The organism is Devosia psychrophila (assembly GCF_000971275.1).
Classification (GTDB): Bacteria; Pseudomonadota; Alphaproteobacteria; order Rhizobiales; family Devosiaceae; genus Devosia; species Devosia psychrophila.
Genome location: NZ_LAPV01000090.1, coordinates 38620 through 53458 on the forward strand (window position 1 = coordinate 38620; position 14839 = coordinate 53458).

Sequence of the window (14839 nt, forward strand, 5' to 3'; positions counted from 1 at the left end):
TTTCCGATGACCAAACTCGACGTCAAATTTGACCGCTACTACACTTATGACGAAATGACCGAGCGGCTGCGCGCACTGGTCACCGCCTATCCCGAGCTTGCAACGATGACTTCGCTGGCTAAGAGCTTCCAGGGTCGCGACGTCTGGATGATCGAGATCACCAATCCCAAGACTGGGCCGGCCGCTGAAAAGCCCGGCTATTACATCGATGGCCAGATCCACGCCGAAGAACACGCAACTTCGGCAGCGGCGCTCTATGCAGTTTGGCACCTGCTGACCAAGTATGGCACCGACGAAGAGGCTACCCGCCTGCTCAACACCCAGGTGTTCTACATCCTGCCGCGCATCAACCCGGATGGGGCCGAGCTGTCGCTGGTGCCGCCCTACTATAACTGGTGCGGCAACGGCCGTTTCATGCCCGGCGCGGATCGGCTGGAAGGCCTGATCCCCGAGGATATCGACGGCGACGGCTTCATCGTGTGGATGCGCGTACCCGACAGCAAGGGCGAGTGGAAGAAGAGCGCCAGCAATTCCGACATCATGGTGCAGCGCAAGCCGGGCGAGGAAGGCGGGCAGTATTACCGCATGTATCCCGAGGGTTCGGTGCGCAACTTCGACGGCACCAACGTGCCGGTCGAGAAGCCATTCGACGGCAATATGAACCGCAACTTCCCCACCCACTGGTCGCCCCAGGAATACGGCGGCGGCATCCACCCGCTGTCCGAGCCGGAAGCCTTCGGCATGGCGAAGTTCATTCTCGACCATTCCAATATTTGCGGCATGTGCGCCTATCACACCCATGGGGGCATCATCCTGCGCCCCTCCATGACCAAGCCGGATACGGCGATGAGCGCCCGCGACATCAATCTCTACAAGGAAATCGGCAAGGTCGGCACCGAACTGACCGGCTATCCTACGGTGTCGATCTACGAGGAATTTACTCCTGACAAGTCAGTGGTGCGCCGCGGCGGACTGATGGACTGGACCTATGAGGAGATGGGCATCATCTCCTTCGGCACCGAGCTCTGGGACCTGGAACGCACGGCCGGCGTGCCCAAGGAGGGCTATTACAACCTCTATCCGCGCAACGAAGAGGTGCAGCAAAAGGTCTATGACTACGTCAAGGCCAACATGGCTGAAAAAGGCTGGCGCGACTGGAAGGAGTTCGACCACCCGCAGCTTGGCCCGATAGAGATCGGCGGCATGGTCAACATCTGGAGCTACCGCAATCCGCCGGGCGAGCTGCTCGAAGACATGGTCCGCCAGAACGTGCTGTTCAACCTGCGCCACGCCGCAGCAGCGCCGCAGATCAAGGTCGATGAAGTCAGCATGACCAGCGTCGACACCGACCTCTACAAGGTCCGGGCAGTCATCTCCAACCACGGCTATCTGCCGTCAAACCTGTCGGACGTCGCCATCGCCAACAAGGTCGCCAAACCCGTCGAGGTCAGCATTGCGGTCGAGGGGGGAGAGCTGGTGATGAACCCGGAGAAAACCGAACTCGGCAACCTCGCCGGTCGCAACGAGCGCCTCTATCCATGGTCGCCGTGGGGCCAGCAATGGAGTGCCAACAGCCGTCCGGTTGAATGGCTGGTCCGCGCCCCCGCAGGCAGCAGCATTACCGTTACCAGCCACTCTGAAAAGGGCGGCACGCATCGGGTGACCAAGGCGATCTAAAGCATGACGGCAGGCCAGGGACTGCCGTTTCCAAATCCGCATTCCTGTCCCAACTTAGCTCCGGATCGCAAGGTTCGGAGCTCTTTTTGTCAGGGCTATGCTGCCAGTTGCTGCACCAGGTCCCAGGCCTTAATACGTTGGTCGTTGATCCCTGATGCGTCCTGCAGCGCCAAGTGAACAAAGGCCGGCGCCAGCTCCATCGGATCCTTCCAGATCTTGCGGGTCTCCTCGCTGTAGGTGACCTCGCTCATCGCCGTATGCATCGGATGTCCGGGCGTGATGGTATTAACCGATACGTTAAATGGCGTGAATTCCTGCGACAGCGATCGCGACAGACCTTCAAGCCCGAACTTGGAGGCGCAATAGGTCGATTCATCGAGGCCGCCAACCACACCGGCATTGCTGGAAACATTGATGATAGCACCCGACCGGCGCTGCTTCATACCGGGTGCGACAGCCCGGACGCAGAGGAACGGTCCGCGCAGGTTGACGGCCAGCAGCCGGTCCCACTCGGCGACGCTAACCTGTTCCACGGGATTGAAAAATATGATGCCAGCATTGTTGACCAGCACGTCGGTCCGCCCGGCTTCCGCCTCGATGGCGGCGAAGATTTTCGCCACGTCATCGGCGTCGGCAAGGTCCATCTGGCGCGGGCGGATATCGCCGGGTTCATCTGCCAGCGTCGCGACTTCAGCGCCCAGCATGTCCAGCGCATAAACCACCGCGCCCTCCTGCGCGTAGAGCCGCGCCACGGCCCGGCCCAGCCCGCGCGCGGCGCCGGTGACGACGGCAATCTTGCCCTGGAGCTTCATGTCGCGATCCTGCCGCCGTCGATGACGAGACCAATGCCGGTGACGAAGGAAGACTGTTTGGTAGCGAGGAAAAGCACCGCCTCGCCGATCTCGTCGCCAGTGCCCATGCGGCCGAGCGGGGTGATCGAGCGCCATTTTTGTTCAAGCGCAGCAGGGTCTTCGGCAAGCTGCATGTTGCGCTGGTTCATACCGGTGTCGATGACGCCGGGGTTAATTGCATTGCAGCGAATGTTGCGGGCCGCATATTCGATGGCGATAACGCGGGTCATGCTCATGATGGCGCCCTTGGACGCGGCATAGCTCAGGTTGCCGCCGACATTTGCAAAGGCGCTAACCGATGAATTGTTGACAATGGTGCCGCCGCCGTTGCGCAACAGGGCCGGCAGTGCGTGCTTGCAGCCGAAGAAGGTGCCCTTGAGATTGATGTCGATGACGCGCTCGAACAGCTGTTCGCTGATGGCGTCCGACGCGGTTACCGGCTGTTCGATGCCGGCGTTGTTGAAGATCGTGTCGAGCCTGCCGTGGTCGGTTTCCGCCTTGGCGATCAGGTTAGCAACATCGGCTTCGCGTGACACATCGGTTAGCAGGAAGCTAACGTTGAGACCACTTTGAGCGGCTTCCGCGATAAGCGAGGCGCCACCCTGGGCGTCGACGTCGCCGACGACCACCGAAGCGCCCTCGCGGGCGAACAGCAATGCAGTGGCGCGACCCATGCCACCGGCTCCGCCGGTGACAACAGCGACCATGTCTTGCATTCTCATGGCTGGGCTCCTTCGGGACGATCGAGAGCTGCAGCCACGCGGGCAACACCATAGTCGCGTTCCGCAGCGGGGCGGGTAACTTTTTCCTGGCGCAGGTCCTGGGCCAGGGCATCGAGCGAGCGTTCGGCAGGGTCGCCGAAGCCGCCACCGCCGAGGGTCTCGACGCGGATGATTTCGCCGGCCATCAAGGTCAGACCGGAGGCTTTGGAGTGCAAAGCCTCCTCGCCGTCTGTGCCGGGATTGCGCAGGATGCGGGTGACATTGGACGATTTGCCACCCTGCACTCCGGGCGCCGGGATGATGTGGGCGTCGGAGCGCGCCGAGAAGGTGGTGTTGTCGTCACGAACGCGGATCTGGCGCGCCATGCCCATGCCGCCGCGATGCCGTCCCGCCCCGCCGCTATCTGGCACAAGGCAGTATTCCTCGAGCAGCAGCGGATATTCCAGCTCCAGCGCCTCGGCCGGCAGATTGGTCGAGTTGACGGTGTGGACGTGGATTGCATCCATGCCATCACGATCCGAGAAGGCTCCGGCGCCGCCTCCCATGCTCTCGGGATAGACGTATGTAGCGTTGCGGCCCGAATGCCAGCCCGAGACGGAAACCGCCGAGGTAGAGTCGTTGCACGAAGCCATCACCCGCTCGGCCGGCATAGCCTGGTAAAGCGCCCCGAACACCGCGCCGCAAAGGCGGTTGGAGGTGACGGCGCGTCCGGCCACGGCAGCCGGTGCGTTAGGGTTGACGATGGTGCCGGCAGGCGCGTTGATGACGATGGGGTCGATGATACCCTGGTTGGGCATCAGGCCGGGATCGAGCACAGCCTTGACGCAATAGTAGATCGACGCCTTGAGCGCGCTGTCGGGCAGGTTGATCGCACCACGCGCCTGCGGGCCGGAGCCTTCGAAGTCGAACGACAGCGTATCGCCGGCAATGGTCGCGGTGCAGACGATCGGGACCGGCTCCCCTGGAAAGCCGTCATCGTCCATCGAGCGCTCGAAACGATACACCCCGTCCGGCAGTGCCGCGACGCGGTTGCGCAGACGGCGGCGGGTATAGGTCAGGATGTCCTCGACTGCCTGCTCCACCGCGGGCCACCCCATCCGCTCGATGAGTTTCACCAGCATGGTGCCGCCGCGCACATTGGTGCCGATCTGGGTACGCAGGTCGAGCAGCCGCTCTTCCGGATCGCGGGTGTTGTGGGCGATCAGTTCAAGCAGGTCCTCGTCGATCTCCCCGGCGCGCGCGATGCGGATGATCGGCAGGCGAATACCTTCTTCAAAAATCGAGCGCGAGGTGCCCGAAGTCGAGCCCGGCGTCTTGCCGCCGACGTCGGCATGGTGGGCGATGTTGCCGCAAAAAAAACGAACCTCGCCGTCCTGATGCACTGGCGTGATGATCGAAATATCGGGCAGGTGGCTGCCGCCTGCGAGATAGGGATCGTTGGCGATATAGGCGTCGCCCGACTGCATCGCAGCCAGCGGATAGCGCTTGAGCATGGCCTCGACGGCGCCGATCATGGCGCCGAGATGGATCGGGATGTGATCGGCCTGGGTGATCAGGCGTCCGTTGGCATCGAAAAGGGCCGTCGAACAGTCGCGGCGCTCCTTGATGTTGGACGAGAAGGATGAGCGGATCAGGATCGAGCCCATGTCCTCGGCAATGGCCAAGAGGCGGTTTGAGAACACCTCCATCTGGATGGCATCGGCGATGGTGTCTGTGGTCATTGGTTGGTGCTCACGATCAGATTGCCCCAGCCATCGGCGCGCACGGTCTGGCCCGGCAGGATCAGCGAGGTGGCGCTCATTTCATTGATGATGGCGGGACCGGAAAATTTGGTCTCGGCCGGCAGCTCGCCGCGACGATAGATCGGCGTATCGAGCCAGCCATGGGTGGCGTCGAAATACACCGGGCGTGACCCGGCCCTGGCGCCTTCGAGACTGGTGCCGCCCGCGACTTGCGCCTGTGGTGCCTTGGGCACGTCGCCGATGGCCTGCAGACGGGCCGAGACGAACTGGATGGCGCGGTGACGGATGTCGTAGCCATACTCCTTGGTATGGGCCGCATGGAAGCGCTCTTCGAGCTCGGCCAGACCGTCCGGCCCGATACCATCGCAATCGACCTTGACTTCGAAATTCTGCCCACGATAGCGGGCGTCGAGCACGCGCTTGAAGCGGCGGTTTTCGGGTGGCACGTCTTCCTTGTCGAGCCAGGCTTGGCCATCCTGAGCCATCGTCTCGAACAGCGTCAGCACGTGCTTCCAGTTGCCGGCGGTGGAATCGGCAAAATAGCTGCGCACATAGTCCGAACTCAGATCGGTCAGCAGCATGCCGCGAGCGCAGAGCGTACCCGGTTCGCGGGGGATGAGAATGCGTGGCAAGCCGCATTCGACAGCGACTTCGGCAGCGTGCAGCGGGCCGGCGCCGCCAAAGGCACAGAGCGCAAACTCGCCCATGTCATAGCCTTTTTCGACCGACACGGAACGGATCGCCCGGCTCATGTTGGCGTTGGCGATCTGGATGATGCCGTGCGCGGCCTGTTCGAGCGTCAGGCCGAGCGGGGTGGCGATGGCATCGCGGATGACGGTGCGGGCCGCCTCGAGATCGATCTGCATGCGACCGCCGAGCAGTGTGCCGGCATCGAGCCGCCCGAGGCACAGGTTGGCGTCGGTAATGGTCGGCTCGGTGCCGCCACGGCCGTAGGCCACGGGCCCTGGCGCGGCGCCGGCCGAGCGCGGCCCGACCTTCATCGAGCCGGCATCGTCGATCGCAGCGATCGAGCCACCGCCGGCGCCGATAACATGGATATCGAGCATGGGCGTCTTGACCGGATAACCGGCGACCAGTCGCGCGCTGGTGAACAAAGGCGTGGCATCGGCGATCAACGACACGTCAGTCGAAGTGCCGCCGACGTCGAAGGTGATGAGGTTGAGCAGGCCGGCGGTGCGCCCGATTTCCGTCGCGCCGACGACTCCTGCTGCCGGTCCCGAAACGCAGGTGCGCACCGGATTGGCATAGACCGTATCGGCCGACATCAGCCCGCCGTTGGAATGGATGGTATAGGGCTCGACCGGAATGCCGACGTTGCGCACGCGGTTGCGGAATTTCTCGAGATAGGCGCCCATCTTGGGTCCGACAAACGCATTGACCGCCACGGTCGACATGCGCTCGAATTCGCGAAATTCCGGCAGAATTTCTGATGACAGGGTAATGTAGGCTTCGGGCAGGATCGCCTCGACCACGGCGCGGGCGCGCGCCTCGTGCTCAGGCCGGCGATAGCTGTGCAGGAAGCAGATGGCGACGCTTTCGACGCCGAGGTCAGCCAGCTTGCGCACCGCTGTTTCAAGCGATGCCTCGTCCAGTTCGGTCAGGATTTCCCCCGCCGGTCCAACGCGCTCGATCACCTCGACACGCCGATCGCGCGGGATCAGCACGGGTGGTTTTTCGACGCGATAGTCATAGATCGATGGCCGCGCCTGACGGCCCAGTTCGAGTACGTCGCGGAAGCCCCTGGTGGTGACGAGACCGGTCCGTGCGCCGCGCCGCTCGATGACGATGTTGGTGGCGACGGTGGTGCCGTGACCCAGGTAGCTCACATCGACCGGCGCATATCCGAGCGTATCGAGCATTCCGCGCAGGCCATTCTCGATCGCCTCGGAGGGGTCATGCGGTGTCGAAGGGGTTTTGTAGAAGTGGATTTCACCGCTCGTTTCATCGAGCAGAGTGAAATCGGTGAACGTGCCACCGACGTCGACACCAATGCGGTACATAAAAAGCCCACGCCATTGCGAGAAAAGACAGCGCCGGCGCCGAGCCGACGACAAACCTTGTCATACAATATACAATGAGACAACAGGTGCCGCAGATCATTTTGCGGGTCTTGCGACCGCATCGGCCGGACCGATCAGCGCGAGATCGAGACGGCGCCCTTTTTCTTACGGGCGATCAGTAGCATATGGTTTTCGAGCTCGATCTGGATGTCGGTAAACGCGGTTTCGGGTTGCGCGACCTGCTTTTCGATCCAGTCGAGAAATTGCTCGTGCTGCCGGGGTATGGCTTCCAGATCTTCGTCGCGGAAGCGCTCGAAATTGAACACGATCAGCACATGGCGCGCGATGGTGTCCCACAGCGTGCCGACGATCGGATTGTCAGCGGCCTGGCGGATATGGCGATGAAATTCGAGATCGGCGATCAGCGAATTGCGCAGGCTGCCAGCCTTGGCGGAAGAACGCATCGCATCGATCGATTGCCACAGAATGGCCGGACTGCCCTTGCCCTGGCGCCAGTTTTCGATGGCATCGCGCAGCATGAAGGATTCAAGGCTGAGCCGAACCTCCATAATCTGCTGGGTCACATCGGCCCCGAAAGCCGCGACGCGATAGCCACGATGGCCGCCGCCGCTGATAATGCCCTGAGCATGCAGCACCTTGAGTGCCTCCCGGATCGGCACCCGGCTGACGCCGAGCTTTTCCACCAGCGAGGTTTCAACGATCCGCTCGCCCGGCGAGATGATCCGTGTGGCGATGGCCTCGGCGATCGTGTCGGCGACGCTTTCGGAGAGCGAAATGCGCTTGGGCTGCGTCAACTCGAACCGAACAGTTTCGCCGTTCACACTCATTCTCCAGGATCAACGCTGTCGTTGTAATTCTGCTTGGTGGATTGATTTGTAACGCCAACGACTATGGCATCATCCACCAAGTGGTGACGGGCTCCTACAACATTGTATCGACAACACACAAGTTGCACGGCGGACAAGCGGTTCAGACTGCTTGGGCAGGTCACTTTATCAGTTCGAGCATTGCGAAATCATCGGCGTAGATGCCGATGCTCAGCGTGCCATCCGCAGCAATCGATCCGCGATACATGCCCTCGGTATTGTACGGCATGGCAATATTGCCCGCGCCGTCCACCGCGATGAGGCCGGCGCCGCAGCCGTCTTCGGTGAGCTCGGCAATGGCGGCATCGGCGGCGCTTACGAGATTGTCGCCGCGATAGCGGATGCGGGCGGCAATGTCGTGTGCGGTGCCACGTCGGATGAAATATTCGCCGAGCCCGGTGCAGGAGACGGCGACGACGCCATTGCAGGCGTAAGTGCCCGCGCCGATCACCGGCGCATCGCCGACCCGGCCGGCGCGCTTGTAGGTATAGCCGCCGGTTGAGGTGGCGGCTGCAAGATTGCCGGCATCATCGAAAGCGACGGCACCAACCGTGCCGTGTTTTTCGGCTTCGCTACGGGCGCGGATGAGCAGGCCGGCCTTTTCCTCTTGGGCGCGCAGCCAGTGCCGGCGGCGCAAGTCTGTGGTGAAATAGGATTGCGCGACCATGTCGAGACCCTGTTCGCGGGCAAAGGCATCGGCGCCGGAGGCCGAGAGCAGCACGCAATCACTGTCCTCCATGACGCGTCGCGCGGCGATGACCGGATTGCGGATTGCCCTTGCCGAGGCGATGGCTCCGGCGCGCCGATCGCGGCCGTCCATGATGGCGGCATCGAGTTCGTGATCCCCGGCCGCGTTGAGCACGGCACCATGGCCGGCATTGAAGCTCGGGTGGTTTTCCAACGCTATGACCGCCGCTTCGACCGCATCGAGCGCTAGCCCACCGTCGCGCAATACCGCCCAACCGGCACGCAGTGCCTCTTGTAAACCGTCGCGGGCTTGCTGGTAGCTGGCTGGAGTAAAGCTGGCGCGCGGGATGGTCCCGGCGCCGCCATGAATTACGAGGCAGGCCATGCAAGTCATCTCGCTGCTGATCACGGGGCAAAAGGCCAGTCGGGCACTATTTTCCACTTGCGTCGGCGACGCAGCTGCCCGACCTTGTAATACAATTATCCCAACTTGGGCCGCGCCAGTCAAGCGCGCCACAGCTCATCCAGGACGATCGCCAATTGAAAATTTCTGAAATGAACTGGTTTCAGGTCGAGCGCTATCTCACGTCCGACGACCGCGCGATCGTGCCGCTAGGCTCGACGGAACAGCATGCCTATCTGAGCAACAGCGTCGATTCCATCCTGGCCGAAAAGGTCGCGGTCGAGGCTGCGGAGCCGCTGGGCGTGCCAGTGTTTCCGGTACTGGCCTTTGGTATTACCCCATATTTCGCCAACTATCCGGGCAGTATTTCGCTGCGCATGGACACTTATGCGCGCATTATCACCGATGTGCTGGATAGCCTGGCGACGACCGGTTTCCGCCGTATCCTGTTCGTCAACGGCCATGGCGGCAATTCGCCGGGCCAGACGGCGGCGCTGGAATGGCTCAACGGACATGCCGATTGCCGTATCCGCTGGCACAATTGGTGGAGCGCGCCCCAGACCATGGGCAAGGTGCAGGCGATCGACCCGGTAGCGTCGCATGCCTCTTGGATGGAAAACTTCCCGTGGACCCGGCTGCCCAATATCGGCATGCCGAGCGAGCAAAAGCCGATGGCCGATCTCGACAAGCTCAAGACCGTCGGCTCCGAAGGCGCCAAAGCGATGCTCGGCGACGGCAATTTTGGCGGCTATTACCAGCGGCCCGACGATGAGATGGCGGCAATCTGGGACATGGCGATTGCCGAGACACGCGGGCTGATCGAAGACGGGTGGGCGAAGTGAGCGCGTTGGAATTTTCCGGCAAGCGCGTGGTGGTGACCGGGGCGGCGCAGGGCATCGGACGGGCCATCGTGGCGGCGATGGCCGCGTCCGGCGCCAAAGTTGCGGCGCTCGATCTCGATGCCGCGGGGCTTGAAACGGCGCGGGCGGCGGGTGCGGCGCGGGTCGATACGCTCGATCTCAGCGACCAGCAGGCGGTGATGGACACCATTGGGGCGATCGGCGCCGAGTTTGGTGGCGTGGACATATTGGTAACGGCAGCCGGCGGGGTGCGCGGACAGGTGGCGCAACCGCTGGAACAGGTCGACGACCGGGTGTGGCGGCAGTTGTTCGAAGCCAATGTCGATGCGGCGTTTTTCTGTGCGCAGGCCGTGGCGCCGAAGATGAAGGCGCAGGGCGCCGGCCGGATCGTGACGATTTCATCGGGCGCCGGGCTGCGGCCGAGCCTGACAGGCATCCAGGCCTATAGTGCTGCCAAGCATGCGCTGGTGGGACTGACCAAGCAGCTGGCGCTGGAGCTGGGGCCGCATGGCATCACGGTCAACAGCGTGGCGCCGGGCTTCGTGCTGTCCAATCCGGCGACGCAGCGGCAGTGGGAGAGCTATGGCGAGGCAGGCCAGAAGCGGCTGATCGAGGGCACGCATATGCGGCGGCTGGGCACGCCTGACGACATCGCCAATGCGGTGCTGTTTTTGGCGTCGGAGCGCGCCGGCTGGATTACCGGCCAGATTCTCAGCGTCGATGGCGGGCGCGCCTAGCGGGTCATGGAGGCGCGCACGGCGTCGATCACCTGATCGATCTCATCGAGGTGCAATTGTGGTCCGATCGGCAGGCCCAGCAGGCGGTCGCAGAAGCGTTCGGTGATCGCTAGCGCGCCTCGGCCCACGCGACGATCGGCGAACACCGGCTGCAGATGCAGCGGCGGCGCGTAGGTCAGGTTGGTGGCGATACCACGCTCGCGCAGCCGATCCGCGAGGCCGGCGCGGTCATCCACTTCGATAACGTAGTTGCGCCAGGAATGCTGGTAACCCGGCAGGGTTTGAGGCAAGTCGACGCCGATACCGGCCAGCCCGGCTTGATAGCGTGCTGCCTGCTCCCGACGCTCGGCGATGGTGCCATCGAGATAGCGCAGCTTGGCGCGGAGGATTGCGGCTTGCAGTTCGGCCAGCCGCTCGTTGAGGCCGTGGGTCTCGTGATGCAGCCCGCCCATGCCGTTGCCATGCATGGCATAATGGCGGCTGCGCTCCTGCCCATAGGCCGAAATCTTGCGCATGCGCTCGGCTAGGTCCGCATCCCCGGTCAGCACGGCGCCGCCGCTGCCGAAACTGCCCAGGTGCTTGGAGGGCGCGAAACTGAAGCAGGTCGCGTCGGCCAGTGTGCCGAGTTTTGTGCCCTCGATCGTAGCGCCCAGCGCGAGGCAGGCATCTTCGACGACCCTGAGGCCATGCTGTCTCGCGATGGCCATGATGGCGACCATATTGGCCGGGTGACCATAAAGATCGACTGGCAGGATGGCCCGCGTACGGGGGCCAATCGCCCGCACCAGCGCATCGACATCCATGTTGCGCGACAGCGGGTCGATATCGACCCAGACCGGCGTGGCGCCGCAGTGATGGATCGAGGATGACGAGCCGATGTCGGTATTGGCGACGGTGATCACCTCGTCGCCCGGCCCGATGCCCAGCCCCAGCAGTGCCACCTTGAGCGCCGCCGTTCCGGAGGCCACCGCCACAGCGTGGCTGGCGCCGTTCCAGGCGGCGAACTCGGTTTCGAAGGCCGGCACTTCATCGCCCCAGTCGAAGCGCCCGCTGGCGATGACCCGCGCCATCGCTGCGTCGATCTCGGGCTTGTTGCGCTGATACAGCCGCTGGTGGTTATAGAAGCTGATGGCCATCACTTGCCCTTGGGCAGATAGACGATGACCTCGACTTCTACCTTGACCTCGGGCGAGCCCAATCCGCCGATCATGATCCCGCTATGGGGCGGGCGATGGTCGCCGAAGAATTTCTTGCGCTCGGCGCTGATCGCCGCAGAGTCGGCCCGGTCGGTGAAGAATACCATGATCTTGACGACGTCCTGCGGCGTAGCGCCGATATGGGCCAGGATGCGGCCGATATTGCGATAGACCTGTGCGGCCTGCGCGCCTGCATCGCCGATCCCCACCCACTGCCCGGCCTCGTCGCGCGCCACCTGCCCCGCGACATAGGCGAAGTCTCCGGCAATCGAGACATGCTCGTAATTGGCCGCCGGGAAAACGTCCGGCGGGCTTGTCAAAACGATTTGACTACTCATTCAAAATTCCTTCCTCGCAGCCGGATGCGTCGCTTTGCATCGACTCGACATGCCGTAATTTTGAGCATCGTGACGAATTGCATCCCGCCACAGCAAAACACCTTGACTAGGTGTACAATAATTAGTTTGTAATACAACCTACAATATACGCTACAGCTTTACTCGCCTGTCTCGCTTTTGAAAGGACTGATGCATGCTGAAGAAAACTTGCCTTTATGCAATGGCGCTGGCTGCCACATGCCTGCCGGCTTTTGCCCAGACCGACGCCAATACCCTAGTCGTGGCGCAGTCGGTGGATGTGGAATCGCTCGAGCCGGACATGCTCAACCAGTCCGCATCGCTCAACATCGCCAATGCGCTATGGGGCACGCTGCTCAGCGTCACCCCGGACGGCGAGATCGTGCCAAATTTTGCCGAAAGCTATGAGTGGAACGAGGCCGGCACCGAGATCAGCTTCAAGATCCGCGAAGGGATGGTATGCGAAGACGGCGAAGTGCTCGATGCCGAGGACGTTGCCTATTCCTTCACCCGCGCCGCCGACCCGGCCAATGCCTTCATCGGCCACACCCCAGGATTCGTCTATTCCTCGATCGGCTTTGTCGGCGCCCGCGCCGATGATCCGACGACTGCCGTCATAAAGGTCAAAGGCTATTCATCGACTGTCCCCGGCATGGTCGCCAAGATCCTGATCCACTGCAAGGACAGCTACGAAAAGCTCTCCGTCGAACAGGCTGCCATCGCCCCCGTCGCCTCCGGACCATACAAGCTAGTCGAATGGGTCCGCGCCGATCGCGTCGTGCTGAAGCGCAATGACAAGTGGACCATGTCCGAAGTGCCGTTCGAAAACGTCATCTTCCGCGTCATCCCGGAATCGAGCACCCGCACCGCAGAATTGCTCGCTGGCCAGGTCGACATCGCCGTCAACGTTCCGCCCGACCAGATGGAGGCTGTCAACAGCTCCGGCCAGGCCAAGGTGATCCCCGTGGCGGGCACCCGCCGGATGTTTGCCGGCTTCAACTTCTCGGGCGCCTTTGACGGCACGCCGGCTGGCGATGCCCTCAAGAATGTCGAGGTCCGACGCGCGCTTAACATGGCGGTCGACGTTCCCACCATCTGCAAGCAGCTGCTCGGCACCAACTGCGTGCGCGCCAATGGCCCGGCCAACCTGGGCGATCCGAGCATTGCGCCCTACCCCTATGATCCCGAGCAGACCGAAGCCATGCTCGATGCCGCCGGTTTCCCACGCGGCGAAAACGGCGTCCGCTTCAGCATGCAGATGCAGGGTCCCCAGGGCCGCTACCTGCAGGACGGCCAGGTGCAGCAGGCTATCGCGCAATATTTGGGCGATGTCGGCGTCGAGACCACCAATGACCTGATGGACATGACGGTATTTTCGCCGATGGCGCGCGAACACCGCGCTGGTCCGATGTTCTTCATCGGCCAGGGCGGCGCCACCTGGAGCGCCATCTACGACATGTCGCTGTTCCCCAGCCGCGACGCGCCGGTCAATACCGGCAACTGGTACAATGCAGAATGGCAGACGCGCTGGGACAGCCTTTCGGGCGTGCGCGACACCGCCGAGGAACGTAAGATCGTCGATGAAATGCTGAAGATTTTCCACGACGACGCACCATGGATTTTCCTCTACTTCCAGCCCGATTTCTACGGCGTTTCCGACCGCATCAACTGGACGCCGCGCCGCGATGAATCCATCGAAGTCTGGACCGCATCGCTGAAATAGCGCGACCCGTCACAGCCCAAACAAAAGGGCCGGTTCGCACCGACCCTTTTTCATTTGCGCCTTCAGCGCATCAACCAACGCCTCGCTGACCCGAACCGTGCCGCCCTTTTCGGAAACCGCGATCGCCGTGACCCTGGCATCAGGCCCAGTCGCCTTGACCAGCCATTCCACCGGCTTGGCGGTCGGCGACCATTGCGGACCCCAGTTGGAAAAAGCGAACTTGCGCTCGTTGCGCCCTGCCAGATTGCCCAGGTCCTGCGTTTTCGGATTGATCACCAGCTTGGCGTTTTCGAGATCGAGCGTGATGGTGACCTGGTAATCCCCCCGTTTTTAACGGGGCTCTTCGGTAGAATTTACGCAGCCATTGCCAATTTCTGGGCGGGTGTTATGCCGCCGATGCCCATATTGGGCCGCTCATTGTTATAGGTCCATAGCCATTGCGTGGCGAACTCCTGGGCCTGCTGGATGGTTTCGATGATGTATTGGTCGAGCCACTCGTGCCTGACCGTGCGGTTGTAGCGTTCCACATAGGCGTTCTGCTGGGGCTTGCCGGGCTGGATGTGACGCAAGGCAATGCCTTGGCTTTGCGCCCACGCCATGAGTTTGCCACTGACATATTCCGGGCCGTTGTCGACCCTGATTGCCAATGGCTTGCCGCGCCATTCGATGATCTGGTTCAGACTACGAATGACCCGTTCAGCGGGGAGCGAGAAATCCACCTCGATGCCCAATCCCTCGCGGTTGAAGTCGTCGATGACATTGAGGAGCCGGAACTGTCGGCCGTCTCCCAAACGGTCCGCCATAAAGTCCATGGACCAGACCATGTTTGGCGCAGCGGGCACCGCCAAAACATCCGGTTTGTCTCGCTTCAGCCGCCTGCGCGGCTTGATCCTGAGGTTCAGCTCCAGCTCACGGTAGATGCGGTAAACGCGCTTGTGGTTCCAGACATGTCCCCGCACGTTACGCAGATACAGGAA

14 protein-coding genes are annotated in these 14839 nt (G+C 62.4%); 4 read left to right on the plus strand and 10 right to left on the minus strand.

Annotated features, from left to right (window positions below; all coding sequences use genetic code 11):
• Positions 1-6 precede the first annotated feature (6 nt).
• On the plus strand, positions 7-1677 hold the full coding sequence (locus WH91_RS08240) for a M14 family metallopeptidase (RefSeq protein ID WP_046170522.1): 1671 nt from the start codon (positions 7-9) through the stop codon (positions 1675-1677).
• A 95-nt stretch (positions 1678-1772) separates the two neighbouring features.
• Here WH91_RS08240 and WH91_RS08245 read toward each other — a convergent pair whose 3' ends face one another.
• From WH91_RS08245 to WH91_RS08270, 6 genes are all read right to left on the minus strand, one after another.
• Complete coding sequence (locus WH91_RS08245; protein ID WP_046170523.1) at positions 1773-2489, minus strand: SDR family NAD(P)-dependent oxidoreductase; 717 nt, start codon at positions 2487-2489, stop codon at positions 1773-1775.
• Complete coding sequence (locus tag WH91_RS08250; protein ID WP_046170524.1) at positions 2486-3250, minus strand: SDR family NAD(P)-dependent oxidoreductase; 765 nt, start codon at positions 3248-3250, stop codon at positions 2486-2488. Before WH91_RS08250 ends, WH91_RS08245 begins: the two co-directional genes overlap by 4 nt.
• Complete coding sequence (locus WH91_RS08255) at positions 3247-4971, minus strand: hydantoinase B/oxoprolinase family protein (protein ID WP_046170525.1); 1725 nt, start codon at positions 4969-4971, stop codon at positions 3247-3249. Before WH91_RS08255 ends, WH91_RS08250 begins: the two co-directional genes overlap by 4 nt.
• On the minus strand, positions 4968-7013 hold the full coding sequence (locus WH91_RS08260; RefSeq protein WP_046170526.1) for a hydantoinase/oxoprolinase family protein: 2046 nt from the start codon (positions 7011-7013) through the stop codon (positions 4968-4970). The genes WH91_RS08255 and WH91_RS08260 overlap by 4 nt, the downstream gene beginning before the upstream one ends.
• Positions 7014-7147: 134 nt before the next feature.
• Entirely contained in the window at positions 7148-7855 is a 708-nt protein-coding gene (locus WH91_RS22565; protein WP_052952682.1) for a GntR family transcriptional regulator, read from the minus strand.
• A gap of 166 nt (positions 7856-8021) precedes the next feature.
• Positions 8022-8981 carry an isoaspartyl peptidase/L-asparaginase family protein gene (locus WH91_RS08270; RefSeq protein WP_046170541.1) on the minus strand — a complete coding sequence of 320 codons (960 nt, stop codon included), beginning with the start codon at positions 8979-8981 and terminating at the stop codon, positions 8022-8024.
• 146 nt (positions 8982-9127) lie between these two features.
• On the opposite strand from WH91_RS08270, the gene WH91_RS08275 reads away from it, so the two are divergent.
• Together WH91_RS08275 and WH91_RS08280 are read left to right on the plus strand one after the other, a co-directional pair.
• On the plus strand, positions 9128-9832 hold the full coding sequence (locus WH91_RS08275; protein WP_046170527.1) for a creatininase family protein: 705 nt from the start codon (positions 9128-9130) through the stop codon (positions 9830-9832).
• On the plus strand, positions 9829-10587 hold the full coding sequence (locus WH91_RS08280) for an SDR family NAD(P)-dependent oxidoreductase (protein ID WP_244542436.1): 759 nt from the start codon (positions 9829-9831) through the stop codon (positions 10585-10587). The genes WH91_RS08275 and WH91_RS08280 overlap by 4 nt, the downstream gene beginning before the upstream one ends.
• On the opposite strand, the gene WH91_RS08285 is transcribed toward WH91_RS08280, so the two are convergent.
• Positions 10584-11723 carry a DegT/DnrJ/EryC1/StrS family aminotransferase gene (locus WH91_RS08285; protein WP_046170528.1) on the minus strand — a complete coding sequence of 380 codons (1140 nt, stop codon included), beginning with the start codon at positions 11721-11723 and terminating at the stop codon, positions 10584-10586. The two genes, WH91_RS08280 and WH91_RS08285, sit on opposite strands and share 4 nt — an antisense overlap.
• Positions 11723-12121, minus strand: a complete 399-nt coding sequence (locus WH91_RS08290) for a RidA family protein (protein ID WP_046170529.1) — start codon at positions 12119-12121, stop codon at positions 11723-11725. Before WH91_RS08290 ends, WH91_RS08285 begins: the two co-directional genes overlap by 1 nt.
• A 193-nt stretch (positions 12122-12314) precedes the next feature.
• Between WH91_RS08290 and WH91_RS08295 the strand changes: the two genes are divergently transcribed.
• Positions 12315-13862 (plus strand): ABC transporter substrate-binding protein, encoded by a 1548-nt coding sequence (locus WH91_RS08295; protein ID WP_046170530.1) that lies wholly within the window; start codon positions 12315-12317, stop codon positions 13860-13862.
• A 9-nt stretch (positions 13863-13871) separates the two neighbouring features.
• Here the strand turns inward: WH91_RS08295 and WH91_RS08300 are convergent, their stop codons facing one another.
• Both WH91_RS08300 and WH91_RS08305 read right to left on the minus strand, forming a co-directional pair.
• Complete coding sequence (locus tag WH91_RS08300; RefSeq protein WP_046170531.1) at positions 13872-14138, minus strand: hypothetical protein; 267 nt, start codon at positions 14136-14138, stop codon at positions 13872-13874.
• 77 nt (positions 14139-14215) lie between these two features.
• A partial coding sequence (locus tag WH91_RS08305; protein WP_046169026.1) for an IS3 family transposase occupies positions 14216-14839 on the minus strand: 624 nt, incomplete at its 5' end.

Coding starts and splice junctions, on each gene's coding strand:
- WH91_RS08240 (WP_046170522.1), top strand. CDS start 7: ATGACCAAACTCGACGTCAAATTTGACCGCTACTACACTTATGACGAA.
- WH91_RS08245 (WP_046170523.1), bottom strand. CDS start 2,489: ATGAAGCTCCAGGGCAAGATTGCCGTCGTCACCGGCGCCGCGCGCGGG.
- WH91_RS08250 (WP_046170524.1), bottom strand. CDS start 3,250: ATGAGAATGCAAGACATGGTCGCTGTTGTCACCGGCGGAGCCGGTGGC.
- WH91_RS08255 (WP_046170525.1), bottom strand. CDS start 4,971: ATGACCACAGACACCATCGCCGATGCCATCCAGATGGAGGTGTTCTCA.
- WH91_RS08260 (WP_046170526.1), bottom strand. CDS start 7,013: ATGTACCGCATTGGTGTCGACGTCGGTGGCACGTTCACCGATTTCACT.
- WH91_RS08270 (WP_046170541.1), bottom strand. CDS start 8,981: ATGACTTGCATGGCCTGCCTCGTAATTCATGGCGGCGCCGGGACCATC.
- WH91_RS08285 (WP_046170528.1), bottom strand. CDS start 11,723: ATGGCCATCAGCTTCTATAACCACCAGCGGCTGTATCAGCGCAACAAG.
- WH91_RS08290 (WP_046170529.1), bottom strand. CDS start 12,121: ATGAGTAGTCAAATCGTTTTGACAAGCCCGCCGGACGTTTTCCCGGCG.
- WH91_RS08295 (WP_046170530.1), top strand. CDS start 12,315: ATGCTGAAGAAAACTTGCCTTTATGCAATGGCGCTGGCTGCCACATGC.